The organism is Mesorhizobium sp. WSM4821 (genome assembly GCF_055901555.1).
Genome location: NZ_CM148371.1, coordinates 2916647 through 2933936, shown reverse-complemented (window position 1 = coordinate 2933936; position 17290 = coordinate 2916647). Strand labels below are relative to the sequence as shown.

Sequence of the window (17290 nt, the reverse complement as noted above, 5' to 3'; positions counted from 1 at the left end):
GCCGGAAGCCGGCGCGCCCATTCCTCGGCGATGCGCGCCAATTACAAGATGCAGCGGCTGTTCGTGCCTGACGACCTCGGAGCGGATATCGAGTTCCAGGCGAGCCCGCAGCAGGGCCATTACCTGATGCATGTGCTGCGACTCGACGAGGGCGCTGAAATCCTGTTGTTCAACGGCCGCGACGGCGAGTGGTCGGCGGCAATCGCGGCGAAATCGAAAAAGGCGGTGCGCCTGAAGGTGTCGACCCTGCAGCGGCCGCAGCCGCCGCTGCCCGATCTCGTCTACTGCTTTGCGCCGCTAAAGCAGGGGCGGCTCGATTATCTGGTGCAGAAGGCGGTCGAGATGGGCGCCGGCGTCCTGCAGCCGGTCGTCACCCAGCACACGCAAGTGGCAAAGCCCGGCATCGAACGCCTGCGCGCCAACGTCGTCGAGGCTGCCGAGCAATGCGGCATCCTGGCGGTGCCGGAGGTGCGCGAGGCGAAAAAGTTCGAACGCCTGCTGACAGGCTGGGACAAGGAGCGACGGTTGATCTTCTGCGACGAAGACGCCTCGACCAACAATCCCCTGCCCGCGCTGCAAGCGGTGCCGGAGAAGAAGTTCGGCCTGCTGGTCGGGCCCGAGGGCGGGTTTTCCGACGAGGAACGAAGGATACTGAGGGCGCTGCCCTTCGTCACCGCCATTCCGCTCGGTCCGCGCATCCTGCGCGCCGATACGGCGGCGGTGGCGGCGCTGGCGGTGATACAGGCGACAATCGGGGATTGGTGATCAATTCCCGTTACCCGTGGCTCAGGATTTTTCGCTTGATCGTCTACTGACATTTCGTCCATCTAGCGCCGGCGGTCGTTCGACCGCCTGCAGCGCCGCGCGTCCTTTCGGACGCGCATAGGACGTTGTAGCACTTTGGGCTGGCGCATGATCCCCGGCGGAAATCGATGTCGATTTTCGGGGTCCTGCGCCGAGAGGGCTTTTAATGGCGCGCGACACAACCGATTTCCGGCCCATCGAAGGTGTCGATGAGCTTGTCGAGCATCTGGCCGAAGGCAATAAGCCACGCGACAAATGGCGCATCGGCACCGAACACGAGAAGTTCCCGTTCTATGTCGACGGCAATGCGCCGGTGCCCTATGGCGGCGAGCGCGGCATCCGCGCCCTTCTCGAAGGCATGCAGGAAAAACTCGGCTGGGATCCGATCATGGATGCCGGCCGCATCATCGGCCTGGTCGAGCCGACCGGCCAGGGCGCGATCTCGCTGGAGCCCGGCGGCCAGTTCGAACTGTCCGGCGCGCCGCTGGAGACGATCCACCAGACCTGTCGCGAAGGCAATGCGCATCTGGCGCAGGTGCGCGAGATCGCCGAGCCGATGGGCATCCGCTTCCTCGGCCTCGGCGGCAGCCCGAAATGGTCGCTGGCCGAGACGCCGAAAATGCCGAAATCGCGCTACGAGATCATGACGCGCTACATGCCCAAGGTCGGCACCAAGGGCCTCGACATGATGTACCGCACCTGCACCATCCAGGTGAATCTCGACTTCGAGAGCGAGGCCGACATGCGCCGCAAGATGCAGGTGTCGCTGAAGCTGCAGCCGCTGTCGACGGCGCTGTTCGCCAACTCGCCCTTCACCGAGACCCGGCCCAATGGATTGCAGAGCTGGCGCGGCGACATCTGGCGCGACACCGACAACCAGCGCTCGGGTCTGCTCGAATTCTGCTTCTCGCCCGATTTCGGCTTCGCGGACTATGTGGGATGGGCGCTCGACGTGCCGATGTACTTCGTCATCCGCGACGGCCATTACCATGACATGACGCATGTCACCTTCCGCCAGTTCGTGGCGGGTGCGGCCCGCAACGAGGTTCCCGACGGGCTGCCGACGATGGGCGATTGGGCAAACCATCTGTCGACGCTGTTCCCCGACGTGCGTTTGAAGCGTTTCCTTGAAATGCGCGGCGCCGATGGCGGACCGTGGCGGCGCATCTGCGCGCTGCCGGCCTTCTGGGTCGGGCTGCTCTACGACGCGGCGGCGCTCGACGCGGCCGAGGCGCTGACCTCGAGTTGGACCTATGAAGAAGTGCTGGCGATGCGCAACGCCGTGCCGGAACAGGGGATTTCTGCGCCGTTCCGCAACACGAGCCTGCGCGAAATTGCCCGCGAGGCGCTCGTCATCTCGCGCATGGGGCTGAAGAACCGCGACCGCAAGAACCGCGACGGCTACGACGAAACCTCGTTCCTCAACACGCTTGACGAAGTCGTGGCGCGCGGCACCACCAGCGCCGAGGAGATGCTCTCCGCCTATCATACGCGCTGGGGCGGCTCGATCGAGCCGGTGTTCATGGAATATGCGTACTAACCGTTCGCTGTCCGCTTGGCCGAGCGCTCGGCAAAAGCCGCTTCAATCGGTGATGGAAACGAATTAGGCTCTCTCTCCACGAGGATTTTCCCGAGGAGAAAACCAATGCCTTCCTTGTTCGACATTCTGGCGCAGGCCCAGAACGGCAACGGCATGCAGGCTCTGGCCCAGCAGTTCGGGCTTTCGCAGCAACAGGCCCAATCGGCGGTCGAGGCGCTGCTGCCGGCCTTTTCACAGGGGCTGAAGCGCAACACGTCCGACCCTTACGGGCTCGGCTCCTTCATGACGGCAATGGCCAGCGGCCAGCACGCCAAATATTTCGAGGACGCGAGCCGGGCCTTCTCGCCGCAGGGCGTCGATGAAGGTAACGGTATCCTGGGGCATCTGTTCGGCTCGAAGGACCTGTCGCGCGCCGTTGCCAGCCAGGCCGCGCAGGCGAGCGGCGTCAGCCAGCAGATCCTGCAGCAGATGCTGCCGGCCGTGGCTTCGATGATGATGGGGGGGCTGTTCAAGCAGACCACAAATCAGATGCAGGCGGCCGGCGGATTCGGCGGCGGCAATCCGCTCGGCGAGATCATCGAGCAGATGATGCGGCAAGCCGGTGGAGGCGCGCCCGCGCCACAGCAGCGGCAGGCGCCGCAGCCCGCGGACCCGATGGACAATCCGCTCGGCAAGGTGCTGCAGGACATGTTCGGCGGCGGTGCGCAGCAGCCGCAAAGCCAGCCGCAGCAGGCGCCCAACCCCTATGGCGACAATCCGCTCGGCAAGGTGCTGCAGGATATGTTCGGCGGCGGCGCGCAACAGCCGCAGGGCCGGCCGCAGCAAACGCAGAGCCCCTATGGCGACAATCCCCTCGGCAGGATCTTCGAGGAGATGTTGGGCCAAGGCGGCAGCGTGCCTGGCGGGCAGCCGGCGCCCCAGCGTCCTCAGGCGCCACAGCAGCGCCAGGCGCCACAGCCGCAGGCCAATCCGAGCGGCAGGCCCAGGAATCCGTTCGATGATCTGTTCGGCAAGATGTTCGAGACGGGCGCGCAGCAGCGCGACGAGTACCAAAAGGGCGTGGAATCGATCTTCGATCAGTTCAAGCGAGGAATGGACCGGCGGTAGGGCTTGTCGCTGACCCACGCGGCGGCGTCATCCCAGAGCGTAGCGACGCGAAGCGGAGCGCAGACCCAAGGATGACGAAGGAAAAATGCCCGATCCTTGGGAGGACCGGGCAGCGCGCAGGCGGACCGGGGGAACCGGCGGGAGTGGGCGCCTGCGATAACTCTTGGTCGTGTCGAGCCTGAAAAAGGTTCACTGAGACCGGACGCAAACCAACGCGATCAGGTCACCTTGCGGGCGATATCCTCGATCGTCTCGGCGCGATCGGTCGCGATGGCGCGAAGCCTCGCGGTTGGATCGCGGCCGAACGGCACGTCGATGGCGACGTGGAGATCGGCGCGCGTCAAGCCGATGTCGGCAAGTTCGGCGTCCGACATATCGCCAAGACGATAGAAGGCGCGGCGGTTTTTCCAGGCGCGATAGATGTTGGAGATGGTGCTGACCACACGCGTCGCAACGGCCGGACGCGACGTGATGCGCGGGGTCTCGGTGGCGAAATCGAACGTAGCCATGTCAGTCTCCTTCATATTCGAACGGACGAAGCCGGGCGATCGGCGCTTGAACAGCGCCGTTCCGGTCCCGATCACATGCCTTCATGTGGACAATACCGAATCTGCCATCACCCGATTGATTAATCCAACGAATGTTTCTAATCTTTAGCATCAACACCAGTGATGGATTGAACCGATGAAAGCGCCACTCGATCTGGATCAGTTGCAGACCTTCGTCTCGATCGTCGACACCGGCAGTTTTACCCGCGCGGCAGAAGAGGTTCATCGGACCCAGTCGGCGGTGTCCATGCAGATGCGCCGGCTGGAGGAACGGATCGGCAAGCCGCTGTTCGAAAAGGATGGGCGCACCAACAAGCTTACCGAGGATGGCGACAGGCTGCTTTCCTACGCAAGACGGCTGCTGTTTCTCAATCGGGAAACGCTGGCCGCTTTCGACGACCGGCGGCTCGAAGGCACGATCCGCATCGGCACGCCGGACGACTATGCCGATCGCTTCCTGCCCGAGATCATGGCCCGCTTCGCCCGTTCCAATCCACGCGTCGAGCTGACTGTCATCTGCGAGCCGACGCCGGGGCTGGTCGAGCATATCAAGCGCGGCAATCTCGATCTGGCGCTGGTGACGCACAATGACGCGCACGGCCAGTCGGAAGTGGTGCGGCGCGAACCGCTGCTGTGGGTCACTTCGGCCAACCACGCGACCCATGAGCAAGACACATTGCCGATGGCTTTCGGCCGGCCGAACTGCATCTGGCGGCGGGCCGCCGTCGACGTTCTCGACCGGCAGAATCGCGACTACCGCATCCTGTTCACCAGTTTTTCGGCAACCGTCATCACCGCCGCGGTGCTTTCGGGCCTGGCGATCTCGGTGCTACCGGAATGCGCGCTGCGGCCCGGCATGCGGGTTCTCGGCGACGCCGACGGGTTCGGCGCCCTGCCCGATTGCCGCATCGGCATCATGCGCGGTCAGACGTCGCGGCCGGAGATCGTCGACGCACTGGCCCGTCACATTTCGGAAAGCCTCGACAACATTTCCGTGCCGCTAGGCGATGAGACGGGAACCTTCGACTTCGCCGCGCTCGCTTTTTCGAAGATGAAGCGGACCAAGCCGAACCAGATCCTGCCGGGCTGGTGAAGGGCCCCGCAATTTGGGCCGGCACCGAACACAGCCGACTTGACGCGGACGCTCAACCGCCCCCCAATCGATCCATGAGCGACACTGCATCCGAATCACGCACCAATGCCGCCGAATATACGGTGAGCGAGATTTCCGGCGCGCTGAAGCGCACCGTCGAGGATGCTTTCGGCAACGTGCGGGTGCGTGGCGAGATTTCCGGTTACCGCGGGCCGCATTCGTCGGGCCATGCCTATTTCTGCCTGAAAGACGACCGCGCGCGGCTCGACGCCGTGGTGTGGAAGGGCACGATGGGCCGGCTGAAATTCCGCCCCGAAGAAGGTATGGAGGTGATCGCCACAGGCAGGCTCACCACCTATCCCGGAAAGTCCAACTACCAGATCGTCATCGACAATCTGGAGCCGGCCGGCGCCGGGGCGCTGATGGCGCTGCTGGAAGAGCGCAAGCGCCGGCTGCAGGCCGAAGGGCTGTTCGATGCCGGCCGCAAGCGCCGGCTGCCGTTCATGCCGCGCGTCATCGGCGTCGTCACCTCGCCGACAGGCTCCGTCATTCGCGACATCATCCACCGGATCAAGGACCGGTTCCCGCTGCATGTGCTTGTTTGGCCGGTGCGAGTGCAGGGCGAGACGACGGGCGCGGAAGTGACCGCCGCCGTCAACGGCTTCAACGCGCTGCCATGGGATGGCGCTATCCCGCACCCCGACCTGTTGATCGTGGCGCGCGGCGGCGGCAGCCTCGAGGACCTCTGGGGGTTCAATGACGAGACGCTGGCCCGCGCCGTCGCAGCCTCGCGCATTCCGGTGATCTCCGCCGTCGGCCATGAAACGGACTGGACGCTGATCGACCTGGCGGCGGATGTGCGGGCGCCGACGCCGACGGGCGCCGCCGAGATCGCCGTGCCCGTACGCGCCGACCTCGAAGTGACGCTGGCAGGTCTTGGCGCGCGGCTCAAGACCGCGGCATCGCGCAATCTCGAACGCAAGCGCCAGGCGGTGCGTGCAGCCGCCCGTGCGCTGCCCTCGCCCGACCAGTTGCTGGCATTGCCGCGCCGGCGCTTCGACGAGGCGACGAGCCGGCTTGGCCGGGCGCTGTCCGTCAGCATCGACCGCAAGCGGGCCAGGCTGCAGGCGCAGCGGCTGACGCCGGCCACTTTGTCGCGACGCATGAACGAGGCCCGCACATTGGCCGGCCGTGATCTCGCCCGCGCGCAAGCGGCGTTCTTCGCCATCGTGCGCGAGCGGCGAACGCGGTTTTCGCGGACCGCGGCGCGGCTGTCGCCCGCTCCGATCACAAGGCGGCAGAAATTGCAGGGAGATGCCCTGGCGGCTTTGTCACGGCGGCAGGACCGGGTCATCTCGGTGCGGCTCGAACGTTTGCGCGGGAAACTGACCCAGGCCGACCGGCTGCTGGCGACGCTGTCGCACAAGGCGGTACTGGCGCGGGGCTTCGCCCTGGTGAAAGACGCCGACGGGGCGGTGATCAAGCAGGCGGCGGACGTGGTGTCGGGAATGACGCTTTCGCTGGAGTTCGCCGACGGAACGGCCGATGCGGTTGCGACCAGCGGTGCCGTACGGCCGAAAACAATCGCAAAACCGACCGCCAAAGCCAAGGAGCCCGGCAATCAAGGTTCTCTGTTCTGAGTGCCGATGATTTCCAGGCGCGTGACTTCCTAATGCCTGTGACTTCCGAGTGCCCGTAATTTCCGAGTGCCCATGACTTCCGAGCGCGAATGACCGACAATCCGCATCACCAGAGGACGCTTTCCGGCAGGCCGCGGGCGAGAAGTTTCGGCATGAGTTTTGACGGCACGCCCGGACCATTCAACGCCATCACAGATGTGCCTGGCGTTGCGGTCGGTTACTCGACTCTGATTTCGGGCGACGGTGCGCTGGTGGTCGGCAAGGGACCGGTGCGCACCGGTGTGACCGCCATCCTGCCCAGACCGCGCGCCGACCTGGCCACACCGGTTTTTGCCGGCACCTTCAGCCAGAACGGCAATGGCGAGTTGACCGGCTCGTACATCATCGAGGAGACCGGTGCCTTCAATTTTCCGATCACCATCACCAACACGCATTCCTGCGGCGTTTCACGCGATGGCACGCTGCGCTGGATGCAGCGGGTGTTGCCGGCCGCGCTCAACAGCGCCTGGGGCCTGCCGGTGGCGGCGGAAACCTATGACGGTTTCCTGAACGACATCAACGGCCACCATCTCAGGTTCGAGCATGTCGCCATGGCTCTCGATAGCGCGACCAGCGGATCGATCGAGGAAGGCAGTGTCGGCGGCGGCACCGGCATGATCGCCTTCGATTTCAAGGCAGGCTCCGGCACGGCATCGCGCATCGTCGAGTGGCAAGGCCGGCGCTATACGATCGGCGCGTTCGTGCAGGCGAATTTCGGCGAGCGGAGCAATTTCACCATTCGCGGCTTGCGCGCCGGACCCGATCTCGTGGAACCGGCGATCCGCGAAAGCACGCCGCGCGCCGAAAAGGGCTCGATCATCGGAATCGTCGCCACCGATGCGCCATTCCTGCCGCATCAGATGAAGCGGCTGGCTCGCCGGGAGCCGCTCGGCGTCGCCATGACCGGCGGCTTCGGCTATCATAGCTCGGGCGATATTTTCCTGGCCTTTTCGACCGCCAACCGCGAGGCGGCACTGGCACCATCAGGCCGCATCGCCAGCGCCGATTTCATCCCGGATACCGACATCGATCCGTTCTTCGACGCCGTGATCCAAGGTGTGGAGGAAGCGATCCTCAATGCGCTGGTCGCCAATGACGACATGACCGGGCGCGACGGCAATTTCGTGCCGGCGCTGCCGAAGGCATGGCTCGAGGGTAAATTCGGGGCAGGCCGCGGGACGTAAGACGGCAGTTGCGTCACACGCGTCGCGTAGGAAATGGTTGGGCCTGGTAAATAGATGCCTTTCGCCGGTCCGGCATATCACTCGGCAGGCCGAGCGCGTCGCGTTTGAACGCGCTTTAGTTATTTGTCTTGTGCATGTCGTTATCCTAAACCGCCGCGCGCGGGTCAGGCCCGTGGACCGACGTGCACTAGCCCGAATTCTTTTCGTCCTGGTCAGCTTCGGCCGCCTCTTCGAGCTTCGAGGCGATAAGCTCCTGAATGTCGCCTACCTCTTCCTGGATGTCCTCCAGCGGTATGCCGGCCTCGGCCGCCTTGGCGGCGCATTCCTTGGCGAGGGTCTCGGCTTGCTCCTCGATCCTGTCCAGCGAGGACTGGCACTGGACCTTTTCGCCGATCCACTCCTGCAAGAACTCGATCGCGTGTTCACTCATACTGCTGTTCCCTGGCGGCTACGCCGGTTGGTAATCATAAACATCGGCATCCCCGAAAAGATGCATGCTCCCATTCCAACCGAGTCGTCGTCGCCCGGCAAGCCGATCTTGTCCAAGCTCCACAGAGCTGAAGGAAATCGAAGGTTCAAGGAGCACGTTCTAATTCTTGAGGAGATTCTAGCTCTCGAGGAGAGCGCTACCGTTGGCTTGGATCGCGTGCGACCCCAAGATACTGTTTCTATTTGCTTTTCCCGGCCCAAAGGCCGATTTGCATCACAATAGGTGTCACAATACGTAGCACGTCTACGGCACTCTCGCCGGCACAGATCAAGGCGAGCCGTCGAAGCCGCCGCTATATAGGGACATCCTCATACAATGTCGACCCTGCTCGGCATCCTGCTTCTTTCCGTCGCGCCGAAGGACCCGACTTGCAGTTTTCGCAAGGTCCCGGCATGCCTGATGCCCCCCCGGCACGCTCACCATGGATTCACTCGAGACGTGAGTTGCAATCGAAAATCCCGGCCCTATCCGCCAACCATGAGCTTGACGACTTCATCATGGTTGGTTTCCGATATTTTGCGCTCGCCGGCCTGGACGCCGCGGCGCAGCACGACGATGCGGTCGGAAACGGCGAAAATATCCTGCAGATTGTGCGAGATGAAGATCACGCCCCGCCCTTGCGACTTGAGCTGGTGGATGAGCGAAATGACCTTGCGCTGTTCGGGCACGCCGAGAGCGGCGGTCGGCTCATCCATGATCAGGATCTGCGCGTCCCAATAGACGGCCCGGCCGATGGCAACAGCCTGCCGTTGACCGCCGGAGAAATTGCTGACCGGAGCGTCGAGCCGGCTGACATGGAAATCCAGCCGCCCCATGGTCTTCTTGGCGGCGACGGCCATGGCCTTGCGATCGAGCACCGGCAAGAAGCCGAAGGCCTTGCGCATGGGTTCACGGCCGAGGAAGATATTGGCGCCAATGGACAAATTGTCGGCGAGAGCGAGATCTTGATAGATGGTTTCTATGCCTTTCTCGCGCGCCTCATGCGGCGTCGCAAAGGTCACCGGCTGACCCCTCAGCAGAATCTCACCGCCCGTTGGTTGAAAGACGCCCGATATCGCCTTGATCAGCGTCGTCTTGCCGGCGCCGTTGTCACCCGCCAGGGCCACCACTTCGCCGGGCCGCACGATCATGGAGAAATCGTTGAGCGCCCGGACGGCACCGAAGTGCTTGGAAAGGTTCCGGACTTCCAGGAGGGGGGTGGTCTGGCCTGGACTATTCATCCTGACGGGCTCCACTGAACCGGCGCTGCGCCTGGTCGATGAGAACGGAAATGATGATGACGAAGCCGACGGCGATGAACTGCCAGAACGGCTCGACATTGACGAAAACCAGCCCGTATTGAATGACCGCGATCACCAGCGCACCGGCGACCGTCCCGAAGATGGTGCCGGATCCGCCGAACAGGCTGGCGCCGCCGATCACGACGGCTGCGACGCTGTCGAGCAGCAACGGCTCGCCGGCCTGGGCCGCGCCCGCGGTGAAGCGCGCTGCATAGAGCGCGCCACCGAGGCCTGCGCACATCGCCGAAAGCACGTACAGGCGCAGGGTATGGCCCCTGATGTCGATGCCGGCACGACGCGCCGCCTGCACATTGGCGCCGATGGCGTAGTTGTGCTGGCCAAACCGGGTCTGGCTCAGGATATAGTGCATCACGACGACGAAAACGGCGGCGATGATGACGAGATACGGCACGCCGTAGAGCCTGCCGTTGCCGAGCAGCGCGAACCAGGAATTCTGGACCGGCACCGTCGTGCCGCCGGCCAGCAGGAAAGCAACGCCGCGCGCAACGCCGAACATGCCAAGCGTGCCGATGAAAGGCGGGACTCTCAGGCGCGAGATGAGCAAGCCGTTGATGACGCCAGGCACCCCTGCGACAATCACGGCCGCCAGAATGCCCGCCAACATTGCCAGCGGCAGCGGGATTACGGCTCCCGCCATGTTCGTAGCGTGGGCCGCAACGACCGCCGCAAGGCCCATGATGAAGCCCAGCGAGAGGTCGATGCCTCCCGAAATGATGACGAATGTCTGTCCGGTTGCAAGCAGCAACGGCGCCACGGCAAATATCGCAATGGACTGCAGGTTGAACGGATTGAGCATGAAGGTCGCGCCGAAGGAAAGCCTCGACCAAACCTCGAAGCAGACGATCAGGCCGGCGAGAAACAGCCAGGCGCGCCCCTCGGCGATGCGTCCGAGCCAGGTCCTGGCCGGATCACCATGGTCGGCCTGAGGCGCGATATGGGTTTCGCTCTGCTCGATTGGTGATGTTGAGGTCATTGGCATATCCGATCCGTGGCGCGGCCTCCGTCAACATAGCCCAGAGACCCGGCGCAGGTCTCCTCCCGGCAGGCCGGAAGGAGACCAGGCTGGTTTGGACTCATTCGGAATAGAGGTACTTCGAGATGTTCGGATCAGCGATGTTCGCCTTGTCCATGATCGTGAAGCCGGTGCCGATCGCAACCGGGATCGACTGGCCGGTCAGGTGGGCATAGGCCGAAACGACACCAAAATAACCGATCTCGGCGGGATGCTGAGCAATTGCAACGTCGACCAGGCCGGTGTTAATGTTGTCGACGATGCTGGTCGGCGCGTCGAATGCCACGACCTTGACGGTGCCGGTCTGCCCGGCTTGCTGGACGCCATTCGCCGCGCCGAGCGCGGAGAACAGATTTGCGCCGAACACGCCAACCAGATCGGGATTGCGTGCGAACACAGCCTGCAGCTGCGAGGCGGCCTTGTTGGCGTCGTTGTCGTTGAACTGGGTCTCGAGAACGGTGATGCCGGGATGGTTGGCCGCCATCTCCTTCTTGAAGCCCTCTTCACGCTGATCGGTGGTCGAAATGCCAGGCTTGACGTTCGAAACGTAGACCTTGCCCTTGTCGCCTACGGCCTTGGCCAATGCCCGGGCAGCGATCTCGCCGCCCAAAATGTTGTCGGAAGCAATATAGGACAGCGGGAAATCCGCCTCGCCGGCGCCGGTCTGGTAAACGCCGCTGCCGATGAAGGTGTCGACGGTGATCACCGGAATGCCGGCATCATTGGCCTTGCGGAGCGGCTCGACCAATTGAACCTTGTCGGTCGGCGCGATCAGGATGGCGTCCGGCTTCTTGGCGATGACCGCGTCAAGCACCGGGACTTGCGTTACCGGATTGAAATCCGGGGCGCCCTGGAAAACCAACGTTACACCAAGGGCATCGGCCGCTGCCTGAGCCCCCTTGCGCATGGTGATGTAAAAGCCGTCGGTGGTAAGGCCCGGAACGAGAGCAATGGTGAATTTCTTGTCCTGCGCCAAGGCAGGCGTGATCAGCGCCGTGGCGCAGATGGCGAGAGCCGCGAGAGCGGCAACAATCTTCTTCATGTCATCCTCCTCATTGTGTTGGCAGATTTGCCGTTGCGACTGACATCGGAATGGCCGTCAATGCGTTCCGGCTACGTGAAATGCTTACGGCGAGAAACGGTCTCGCCTGTTGCCATTATGGGCAGCTCCTCCCAAGCGCCCCTGTCGTTAGGTCAGCCGGTCGAACCTCGACCAGCCGGATGCGCAGTCCCGTTTCTAGCCTCCGCAAGGTCCCGGGAACAGCGCGGCTCGGCGCGCCTGCGTGCCTAGCTGCAGGGTTGTAACACTTTGCTGAAAGAAATTGCAACAGGGTATTTCGGGGTCGAAACGCTCTCAAGCCAGACAACATGTGTGCTCCGCAGAGTCCCGCACGCTGACTATTGCCCCAACTCTTTGCCGATACAACCGATGGCTCGCGGCGGGTTCGCGAGCGGCGTTTGGTGTCGATCAGTTTGGGGGCGATCAGGCGTGCCGATGTCACGCATCGGCGCGCCACTATCGGGGCGAGAGAGCCTCGAGGATGGCCTGGGCGGTCATCGTGTCCGTTACCAGAGCGTTGATAAGCCTGGCGCGGGCGGCACCGATGATGGCCGACGCCTTCTCCGGCGAGGCGGCAACGCCGATCGCCAGCGGAACGGCTCGAAGCTGGGCCGGCGACATTGCGATCATCCTGCCCTCGCCCTCCCACGGGATAAGGGTGCCTTCGGCATCGAAGTAATGGCGGATGACGTCTCCGGCCGCATGAAACAGGGCCTGTTCGCTCAGCGTGGCCGCGCTTGCCTCGGGCGGATTGATGGCATGGGGCAGGCCGATGCCGACGATCGCAACGTCGGTCCGGTCCCAAAGCGCGACGCTGTCGCGGATGGCCGCATCGCCAAGGAAGACCTCACGCAATTCGGAGGACGGCAGATAGGGCGCATGGATGAAATACGGCGTCCCGCCGAACTCTTCGGCGGCGAGCCGTACGAACTCGTTGATCTGAAAATGCGGCGCCTGCTGCTGCATGCCGCCGGTGGCGGCGACGGTTAGAACGCCGGGAATGCGCGGCAGGCCGGCCCGGATCACTTCGCGGATGGCTCGCCCCCAGCCGATGGCGACCACCGAGCCGGCAGTCAGGTCCGCTTGCTTGAGCAAGCCGCCGAGCGGTGCAGCGAGCGCCGTCAACGCACCGGCTGCCGGGGTCTCGATGACCGCCGCGTCGCGAAGTCCGAGTCCGTCGATCAGCTGCGTGGTGATGCCCTCGGGCGCTGCAAGATCGAGAACCTCGATCCGCACGATGCCCTCTGCCCTGGCCCGCTGCAGGAGACGCGATATGGTCGCGGTGGAGACGCCGAGCCGCCGCGCGATATCGACCTGCGACATCTCCGCCTCGTAGTGCAGTTTGGCGACCGTATGCAGCATCGTCCGCGATGCGGCAACATCTTGTGCGGGAGGGACAGACAGCTTGCAATTCCTTTCAGCAATGTGTTACAGACCCGTCGACCGATGGGAGTTATCGCGCAAATTGGGCAGACTCGCAACGTAGGTTCGTTTCCACGGAGCATTGCGGACCAAGGCCACATTTCTCGATTCGACAGCGCATCAAAGCGGCAAAACCTCCTGCCGACAGGCAGGTAAAACTGAACCTTTCTTGTTCCACGGATCCGCGCCCTGGTGAACGGGCGCCAACATCGGACGAAAGACCATGACAAAGATGACGACCGCAGAGTTGCGCGGCTACCAGCAGATATGCGGCAAGGACGGGGCCATGATGGCCATCGCCTGCGACCAGCGCGGCGGCATGCGGACCTTGCTCGCATCGGACCCTGCGGAACAGGCCAAGATCACCAACGACATGCTGGGCGACACCAAGTCGGACATCACGCGATACCTCGCCAGTCAGGCATCCTGCGTGCTGCTCGACCCGCTCTGCGCGGTGCCGCGGGTTGTCGATGAAGGGGTACTGAACCGCGATACGGCGCTGCTCATCGGCCTCGACGCCTCCGGCTTCGACGTCTCGCCTGCCGGCTACCGGCTATCGCGCCTCGTTCCCGACATCAACGCGCGCCGCGTCCGCGAGCTCGGCGGTACCGGCGGCAAGATCATGGTCTATCTCAGAGCCGACCGGCCGGAAGCGAATGAGCACAATGTAGCCATTCTGCGGCAATGCATCGCCGACTTCGGGCAAGAGGACCTCCTGCTCGTCGTCGAGTTCCTGACCTACCAGGTCGAAGGCGAAAGCCTTGGAGATTATACGGCCAAAATCCCATGGCTGGTCGAGGAGGGCACCCGGATTTCACTGGAATGCGGGGCAAAGGTGCTCAAGCTGCCCTATCCCGGATCCCCGGAGGCCTGCGCCAAGATCACCAGCATGGCCGGCGAGGTGCCATGGGCGGTGCTCTCCGCCGGCGTCAACCACGCGACATTCCTGGGCCAGGTCGAGATCGCGATGAAGAACGGCGCCTCAGGCGTCATCGCCGGCCGGTCGCTGTGGAAGGACTGCATCTCGCTGGACCGTGACATTCAGCGTGAAAGGCTTAAGACCATTGCAGTGTCGAGATTGCGCGAGCTTCAGGCGGTGATCGGAAACTACCGGCAGAAAGCCGCCTAGCCATTCGGCGTTCATACCAGGCACGCACGGGACGTCATGCCTCTTAGTTCGATGGCCATCGGGATCGATATTGGCGGCACCAATCTGCGCGCCGCCCGCATTTCCGGCACCGGCGGAATCCTCGGCCGCATGTCCGAAAAGAGCGCACCGGACCCGGAGCTTGTGCTCTCGCGGATCGCCGAAATGGTACGCCGGTTCGATTCTCCCGACGTTGCCGCCATCGGCATTGGCGTCCCCGGCCGCGTCGATGCGCGGCGTCGCGCGGTCTTGTCCGGAGGCTATGTCAACCTCGCCTCGGTCACCCTGGCGCAGCGACTGGAAAGCATGGCGGGCAAGCCCGTCGTGATCGACAATGACTGCAACATGGCGCTGATCGCCGAGATGGCTGTCGGCGCCGCCAGAGGCCATGAGAACATCGCCATGTTCACGATCGGGACCGGCATTGGCGGTGCCGTGGCGCAGGACCGGCGGATCGTTCGCGGCAAAGGGACGGCGGGGCAGCTCGGCCACATCACCGTCGACATATCAGGCGAGCCTTGCGTCTGCGGCCGGCGCGGCTGCGTTGAAACCACCAGCTCAGGCACCGCGCTTGGCCGTCATATCGCGCGGGCAGGCCTTGGTCCGGATGTTTCGGTCGATCAGCTTTTTGCCCGGGATGCGGGCGGCGACACGCTGGCGCGCGGAATCCTGGAAGCCTGGGCCAAGCCGCTGCGTGCGGCAATCGATACGGCCGTGGCCATGTCCGACCCCGATCTGGTGCTGCTCGGCGGCGGACTTGGCTTGGCGGCCCACAGGGCGCTTGCCAGGGTCCCTGCTTTGGCGCCCTGGTACCAATGCCCGGTGGAACCGGCGCAACTCGGCGACGACGCCGGCGTTATCGGCGCCGGTCTGCAAGCCCTGGCAGCGCAGGCGACAGTTACACAAGCGTCACCAGCGTCTTTGCCATCCGCCCCGCTCAACCCAGGCCGGCTTGCCGTGCCCGGCCGGCTTGCCGTGCCCGGCCGGCTTGCCGTGCCAGGCCGGCGTGCCGTGCCAGGCCGGCGTGCCGTGCTCGTCAACGGTATCCCTGCCAGCGGCAAAAGCACGGTCTCGCGCGGCATTGCCGAGCGCATGGGTTGGCCATTGCTGGCGCTCGATACGATCAAGAACCCGTTCCTCGAAGTGCTCGGCGGCGGTGATCGTGAATTCAACCGCACGCTCGGCCGCGCCAGTTACCAGGCCATCTGGTCGGTCGTCGGCGAAGCGCCAGCGGGCACCATTTTTGTCGTCGATGCCTGGTTCGGCTTCCAGCCGCGCCAGGTGCTCGAAGATCACCTGCAAACGGCCGGTGTCGAGCAGACCGCCGAAATCTGGTGCCATGCGCCCGGCGAGGTTCTGGCCGAGCGCTATCGCGCGCGGCTCGACCAGCGTCCCGCCGGCCATCCAGGTGCTGCCTACATCCCCGAGCTTATCGATCTGGCCAAGCGCGCCGAGCCGCTGCGGCGCGGACCGCTGTTCGACGTCGACACGACCAGGCCGATCGCCTTCGATGCCATCACGCAATGGCTGCAGGCGACGATTGCGGCTGACACATAGGCAGCGGGGCCGGCCCCATCATACGGATCGAAGACCGCAGCGGCGTCCCGGCTCGACTCGGATTCGATCAAGCCGCCTTACCTGAAACCGGATCAAAATCCCTCGTTCCAGCCAACTGACCCATCCTTGCGGCAAGATCGGTGCTGGAAGCGGCGAGCAGCGCCTCAGCCGTGTCGTCTGCCGGCGGATAGATGAGTTGGGTGTTGACCAGCCGCTTCACCGCCTTTCCCTCGCTACCGGTCTTCTCAACGCGTCTTTCCCAGCCTTCGGTGATGACAGCGCCGGAACGGCCCAGATCCAGGCAGGTCACGTAACGCAGTTGCTTGTAGGGCATCAGCGGCAGGCCCAGCAGGTCGCGCGCGGCGTTCTCACCGGCAAAGCGGCCGAGCTGACCCGCATGCTGGCAGGACTGCAGCGTCCTGTGCCCGTCTCCCGTGTCAGCCGTTGCGGCATCACCTGCAACGAAGACGTCGGGCGCGCCAGGCGCGCGGAGGTCCGAGGCGACGATGACCCGCCCGAGCCGATCCCGCTCGCCGGGGACCTGAGCCGCGAAGGACGAGGCTGCCATACCGGTCGCCAGTACCACGGCATCGGCATCGACGACGCTGCCGTCAGCGAAGCTTACACGGTCCGCCGCCAAGGCTTGCACGGTGGCGCCGAGACGCATCTCGACCCGGTCGGCCGCTATAGCCTCTTCAATCACCTGACGAGGCCCGGGCCCAAGCTCCGGCCCGATGGTGTCGGCTCGATCGATCAGAACGATGCGCAAGCGCTCGGCCGCGCGATCCGCGCCATGCGCGGTCAACCGATCGCGCAGCTCAAGCGCCAGCTCGATGCCGGCGAAGCCTGCGCCGACGACGGATATTGTCGGCTCTGCGACGTCGCGAGCGATCTCGCTCAGGCGCCGATCGAAGGCGATTGCCTCCGCCTGGTTGTCGACTGAGAAGGCCGCTTCAGCACCCGGCACAGGCGGCCGGCTCATGCGGCTGCCGGTCGCGACCACCAAGCGGCTGTAGGCAAGACGGTCGCCCGAGGCGAACGTGACGGCCTTGGCGTCCGCATGCAGCCCGATTGCCTCGCCGCGTACGAACGCTACGTCGATCTTGCGCAGGAGCGGCAAGAGGTCGACGGCGAGCGTCTCGGGCCTCGGTTCATAGAGCCGCGGGCGGACCTCGAGCACCGGTTCCGGCGACGCCAGGACGACTTCGGCCCGGGAACCGGCGACGCGGCGAGCCGCGACCGCCGCCCAGAAACCGGCAAAGCCACTACCGATGATCAGGATCTTTCCAGCCGTAGCGGCGGAGTGGTTCGTTGGTATCATCGTCATCTCCTTTCGGATGCTTCTG

General features: G+C 64.3%; 15 protein-coding genes. 8 read left to right on the top strand and 7 right to left on the bottom strand.

From position 1 onward, the window contains the following. The first annotated feature begins 30 nt into the window (after nucleotides 1-30). The 3 genes from AC0NID_RS14190 (at nucleotide 31) to AC0NID_RS14180 (ending at nucleotide 3451) form a co-directional block, all read left to right on the top strand. Nucleotides 31-765 (top strand): 16S rRNA (uracil(1498)-N(3))-methyltransferase, encoded by a 735-nt coding sequence (locus AC0NID_RS14190; protein ID WP_473454571.1) that lies wholly within the window; start codon nucleotides 31-33, stop codon nucleotides 763-765. 205 nt (nucleotides 766-970) lie between these two features. Further along, entirely contained in the window at nucleotides 971-2344 is a 1374-nt protein-coding gene (locus tag AC0NID_RS14185; RefSeq protein WP_473454570.1) for a glutamate--cysteine ligase, read from the top strand. A 105-nt stretch (nucleotides 2345-2449) separates the two neighbouring features. Next, entirely contained in the window at nucleotides 2450-3451 is a 1002-nt protein-coding gene (locus AC0NID_RS14180; RefSeq protein ID WP_473454569.1) for a DUF937 domain-containing protein, read from the top strand. 218 nt (nucleotides 3452-3669) lie between these two features. On the opposite strand, the gene AC0NID_RS14175 is transcribed toward AC0NID_RS14180, so the two are convergent. Then, a complete protein-coding gene (locus AC0NID_RS14175) occupies nucleotides 3670-3960 on the bottom strand; it encodes a DUF1127 domain-containing protein (RefSeq protein ID WP_473454568.1) in 291 nt (96 codons plus the stop codon). A gap of 175 nt (nucleotides 3961-4135) precedes the next feature. Here AC0NID_RS14175 and AC0NID_RS14170 point away from each other — a divergent pair, with 175 nt between their 5' ends. From AC0NID_RS14170 to AC0NID_RS14160, 3 genes are all read left to right on the top strand, one after another. Continuing rightward, nucleotides 4136-5092: a LysR substrate-binding domain-containing protein gene (locus tag AC0NID_RS14170; RefSeq protein ID WP_145717994.1), complete on the top strand. Its 957-nt coding sequence runs from the start codon at nucleotides 4136-4138 to the stop codon at nucleotides 5090-5092. A 74-nt stretch (nucleotides 5093-5166) separates the two neighbouring features. Continuing rightward, nucleotides 5167-6732, top strand: a complete 1566-nt coding sequence (gene xseA, locus AC0NID_RS14165; protein ID WP_473454567.1) for an exodeoxyribonuclease VII large subunit — start codon at nucleotides 5167-5169, stop codon at nucleotides 6730-6732. An 89-nt stretch (nucleotides 6733-6821) separates the two neighbouring features. Continuing rightward, complete coding sequence (locus AC0NID_RS14160) at nucleotides 6822-7955, top strand: DmpA family aminopeptidase (protein WP_473454566.1); 1134 nt, start codon at nucleotides 6822-6824, stop codon at nucleotides 7953-7955. A gap of 187 nt (nucleotides 7956-8142) precedes the next feature. Here the strand turns inward: AC0NID_RS14160 and AC0NID_RS14155 are convergent, their stop codons facing one another. The 5 genes from AC0NID_RS14155 to AC0NID_RS14135 all read right to left on the bottom strand — a co-directional run bounded on the left by AC0NID_RS14155 (nucleotide 8143) and on the right by AC0NID_RS14135 (nucleotide 13180). Then, a complete protein-coding gene (locus AC0NID_RS14155; protein ID WP_473454565.1) occupies nucleotides 8143-8385 on the bottom strand; it encodes a hypothetical protein in 243 nt (80 codons plus the stop codon). A gap of 524 nt (nucleotides 8386-8909) precedes the next feature. Then, nucleotides 8910-9665 (bottom strand): ATP-binding cassette domain-containing protein, encoded by a 756-nt coding sequence (locus AC0NID_RS14150; protein ID WP_473454564.1) that lies wholly within the window; start codon nucleotides 9663-9665, stop codon nucleotides 8910-8912. Beyond that, complete coding sequence (locus AC0NID_RS14145) at nucleotides 9658-10719, bottom strand: ABC transporter permease subunit (protein ID WP_473454563.1); 1062 nt, start codon at nucleotides 10717-10719, stop codon at nucleotides 9658-9660. Before AC0NID_RS14145 ends, AC0NID_RS14150 begins: the two co-directional genes overlap by 8 nt. Nucleotides 10720-10819: 100 nt before the next feature. Continuing rightward, complete coding sequence (locus AC0NID_RS14140; protein ID WP_473454562.1) at nucleotides 10820-11800, bottom strand: ABC transporter substrate-binding protein; 981 nt, start codon at nucleotides 11798-11800, stop codon at nucleotides 10820-10822. A 474-nt stretch (nucleotides 11801-12274) separates the two neighbouring features. Continuing rightward, complete coding sequence (locus tag AC0NID_RS14135; protein WP_473454561.1) at nucleotides 12275-13180, bottom strand: sugar-binding transcriptional regulator; 906 nt, start codon at nucleotides 13178-13180, stop codon at nucleotides 12275-12277. Between the two features lie 283 nt (nucleotides 13181-13463). Here AC0NID_RS14135 and AC0NID_RS14130 point away from each other — a divergent pair, with 283 nt between their 5' ends. Further along, complete coding sequence (locus AC0NID_RS14130) at nucleotides 13464-14369, top strand: tagatose-bisphosphate aldolase (RefSeq protein WP_473454560.1); 906 nt, start codon at nucleotides 13464-13466, stop codon at nucleotides 14367-14369. A gap of 36 nt (nucleotides 14370-14405) precedes the next feature. Further along, a complete protein-coding gene (locus AC0NID_RS14125) occupies nucleotides 14406-15944 on the top strand; it encodes an ROK family protein (protein ID WP_473454559.1) in 1539 nt (512 codons plus the stop codon). A 67-nt stretch (nucleotides 15945-16011) separates the two neighbouring features. Here the strand turns inward: AC0NID_RS14125 and AC0NID_RS14120 are convergent, their stop codons facing one another. Then, entirely contained in the window at nucleotides 16012-17265 is a 1254-nt protein-coding gene (locus AC0NID_RS14120) for an NAD(P)/FAD-dependent oxidoreductase (RefSeq protein ID WP_473454558.1), read from the bottom strand. Nucleotides 17266-17290: the final 25 nt, after the last annotated feature.

Coding starts and splice junctions, on each gene's coding strand:
- AC0NID_RS14135 (WP_473454561.1), bottom strand. CDS start 13,180: ATGCTGCATACGGTCGCCAAACTGCACTACGAGGCGGAGATGTCGCAG.
- AC0NID_RS14160 (WP_473454566.1), top strand. CDS start 6,822: ATGACCGACAATCCGCATCACCAGAGGACGCTTTCCGGCAGGCCGCGG.
- AC0NID_RS14150 (WP_473454564.1), bottom strand. CDS start 9,665: ATGAATAGTCCAGGCCAGACCACCCCCCTCCTGGAAGTCCGGAACCTT.
- AC0NID_RS14145 (WP_473454563.1), bottom strand. CDS start 10,719: ATGACCTCAACATCACCAATCGAGCAGAGCGAAACCCATATCGCGCCT.
- AC0NID_RS14180 (WP_473454569.1), top strand. CDS start 2,450: ATGCCTTCCTTGTTCGACATTCTGGCGCAGGCCCAGAACGGCAACGGC.
- AC0NID_RS14155 (WP_473454565.1), bottom strand. CDS start 8,385: ATGAGTGAACACGCGATCGAGTTCTTGCAGGAGTGGATCGGCGAAAAG.
- AC0NID_RS14175 (WP_473454568.1), bottom strand. CDS start 3,960: ATGGCTACGTTCGATTTCGCCACCGAGACCCCGCGCATCACGTCGCGT.
- AC0NID_RS14190 (WP_473454571.1), top strand. CDS start 31: ATGCGCGCCAATTACAAGATGCAGCGGCTGTTCGTGCCTGACGACCTC.
- AC0NID_RS14170 (WP_145717994.1), top strand. CDS start 4,136: ATGAAAGCGCCACTCGATCTGGATCAGTTGCAGACCTTCGTCTCGATC.
- AC0NID_RS14125 (WP_473454559.1), top strand. CDS start 14,406: ATGCCTCTTAGTTCGATGGCCATCGGGATCGATATTGGCGGCACCAAT.
- AC0NID_RS14140 (WP_473454562.1), bottom strand. CDS start 11,800: ATGAAGAAGATTGTTGCCGCTCTCGCGGCTCTCGCCATCTGCGCCACG.
- AC0NID_RS14120 (WP_473454558.1), bottom strand. CDS start 17,265: ATGATACCAACGAACCACTCCGCCGCTACGGCTGGAAAGATCCTGATC.
- AC0NID_RS14185 (WP_473454570.1), top strand. CDS start 971: ATGGCGCGCGACACAACCGATTTCCGGCCCATCGAAGGTGTCGATGAG.
- xseA (WP_473454567.1), top strand. CDS start 5,167: ATGAGCGACACTGCATCCGAATCACGCACCAATGCCGCCGAATATACG.
- AC0NID_RS14130 (WP_473454560.1), top strand. CDS start 13,464: ATGACAAAGATGACGACCGCAGAGTTGCGCGGCTACCAGCAGATATGC.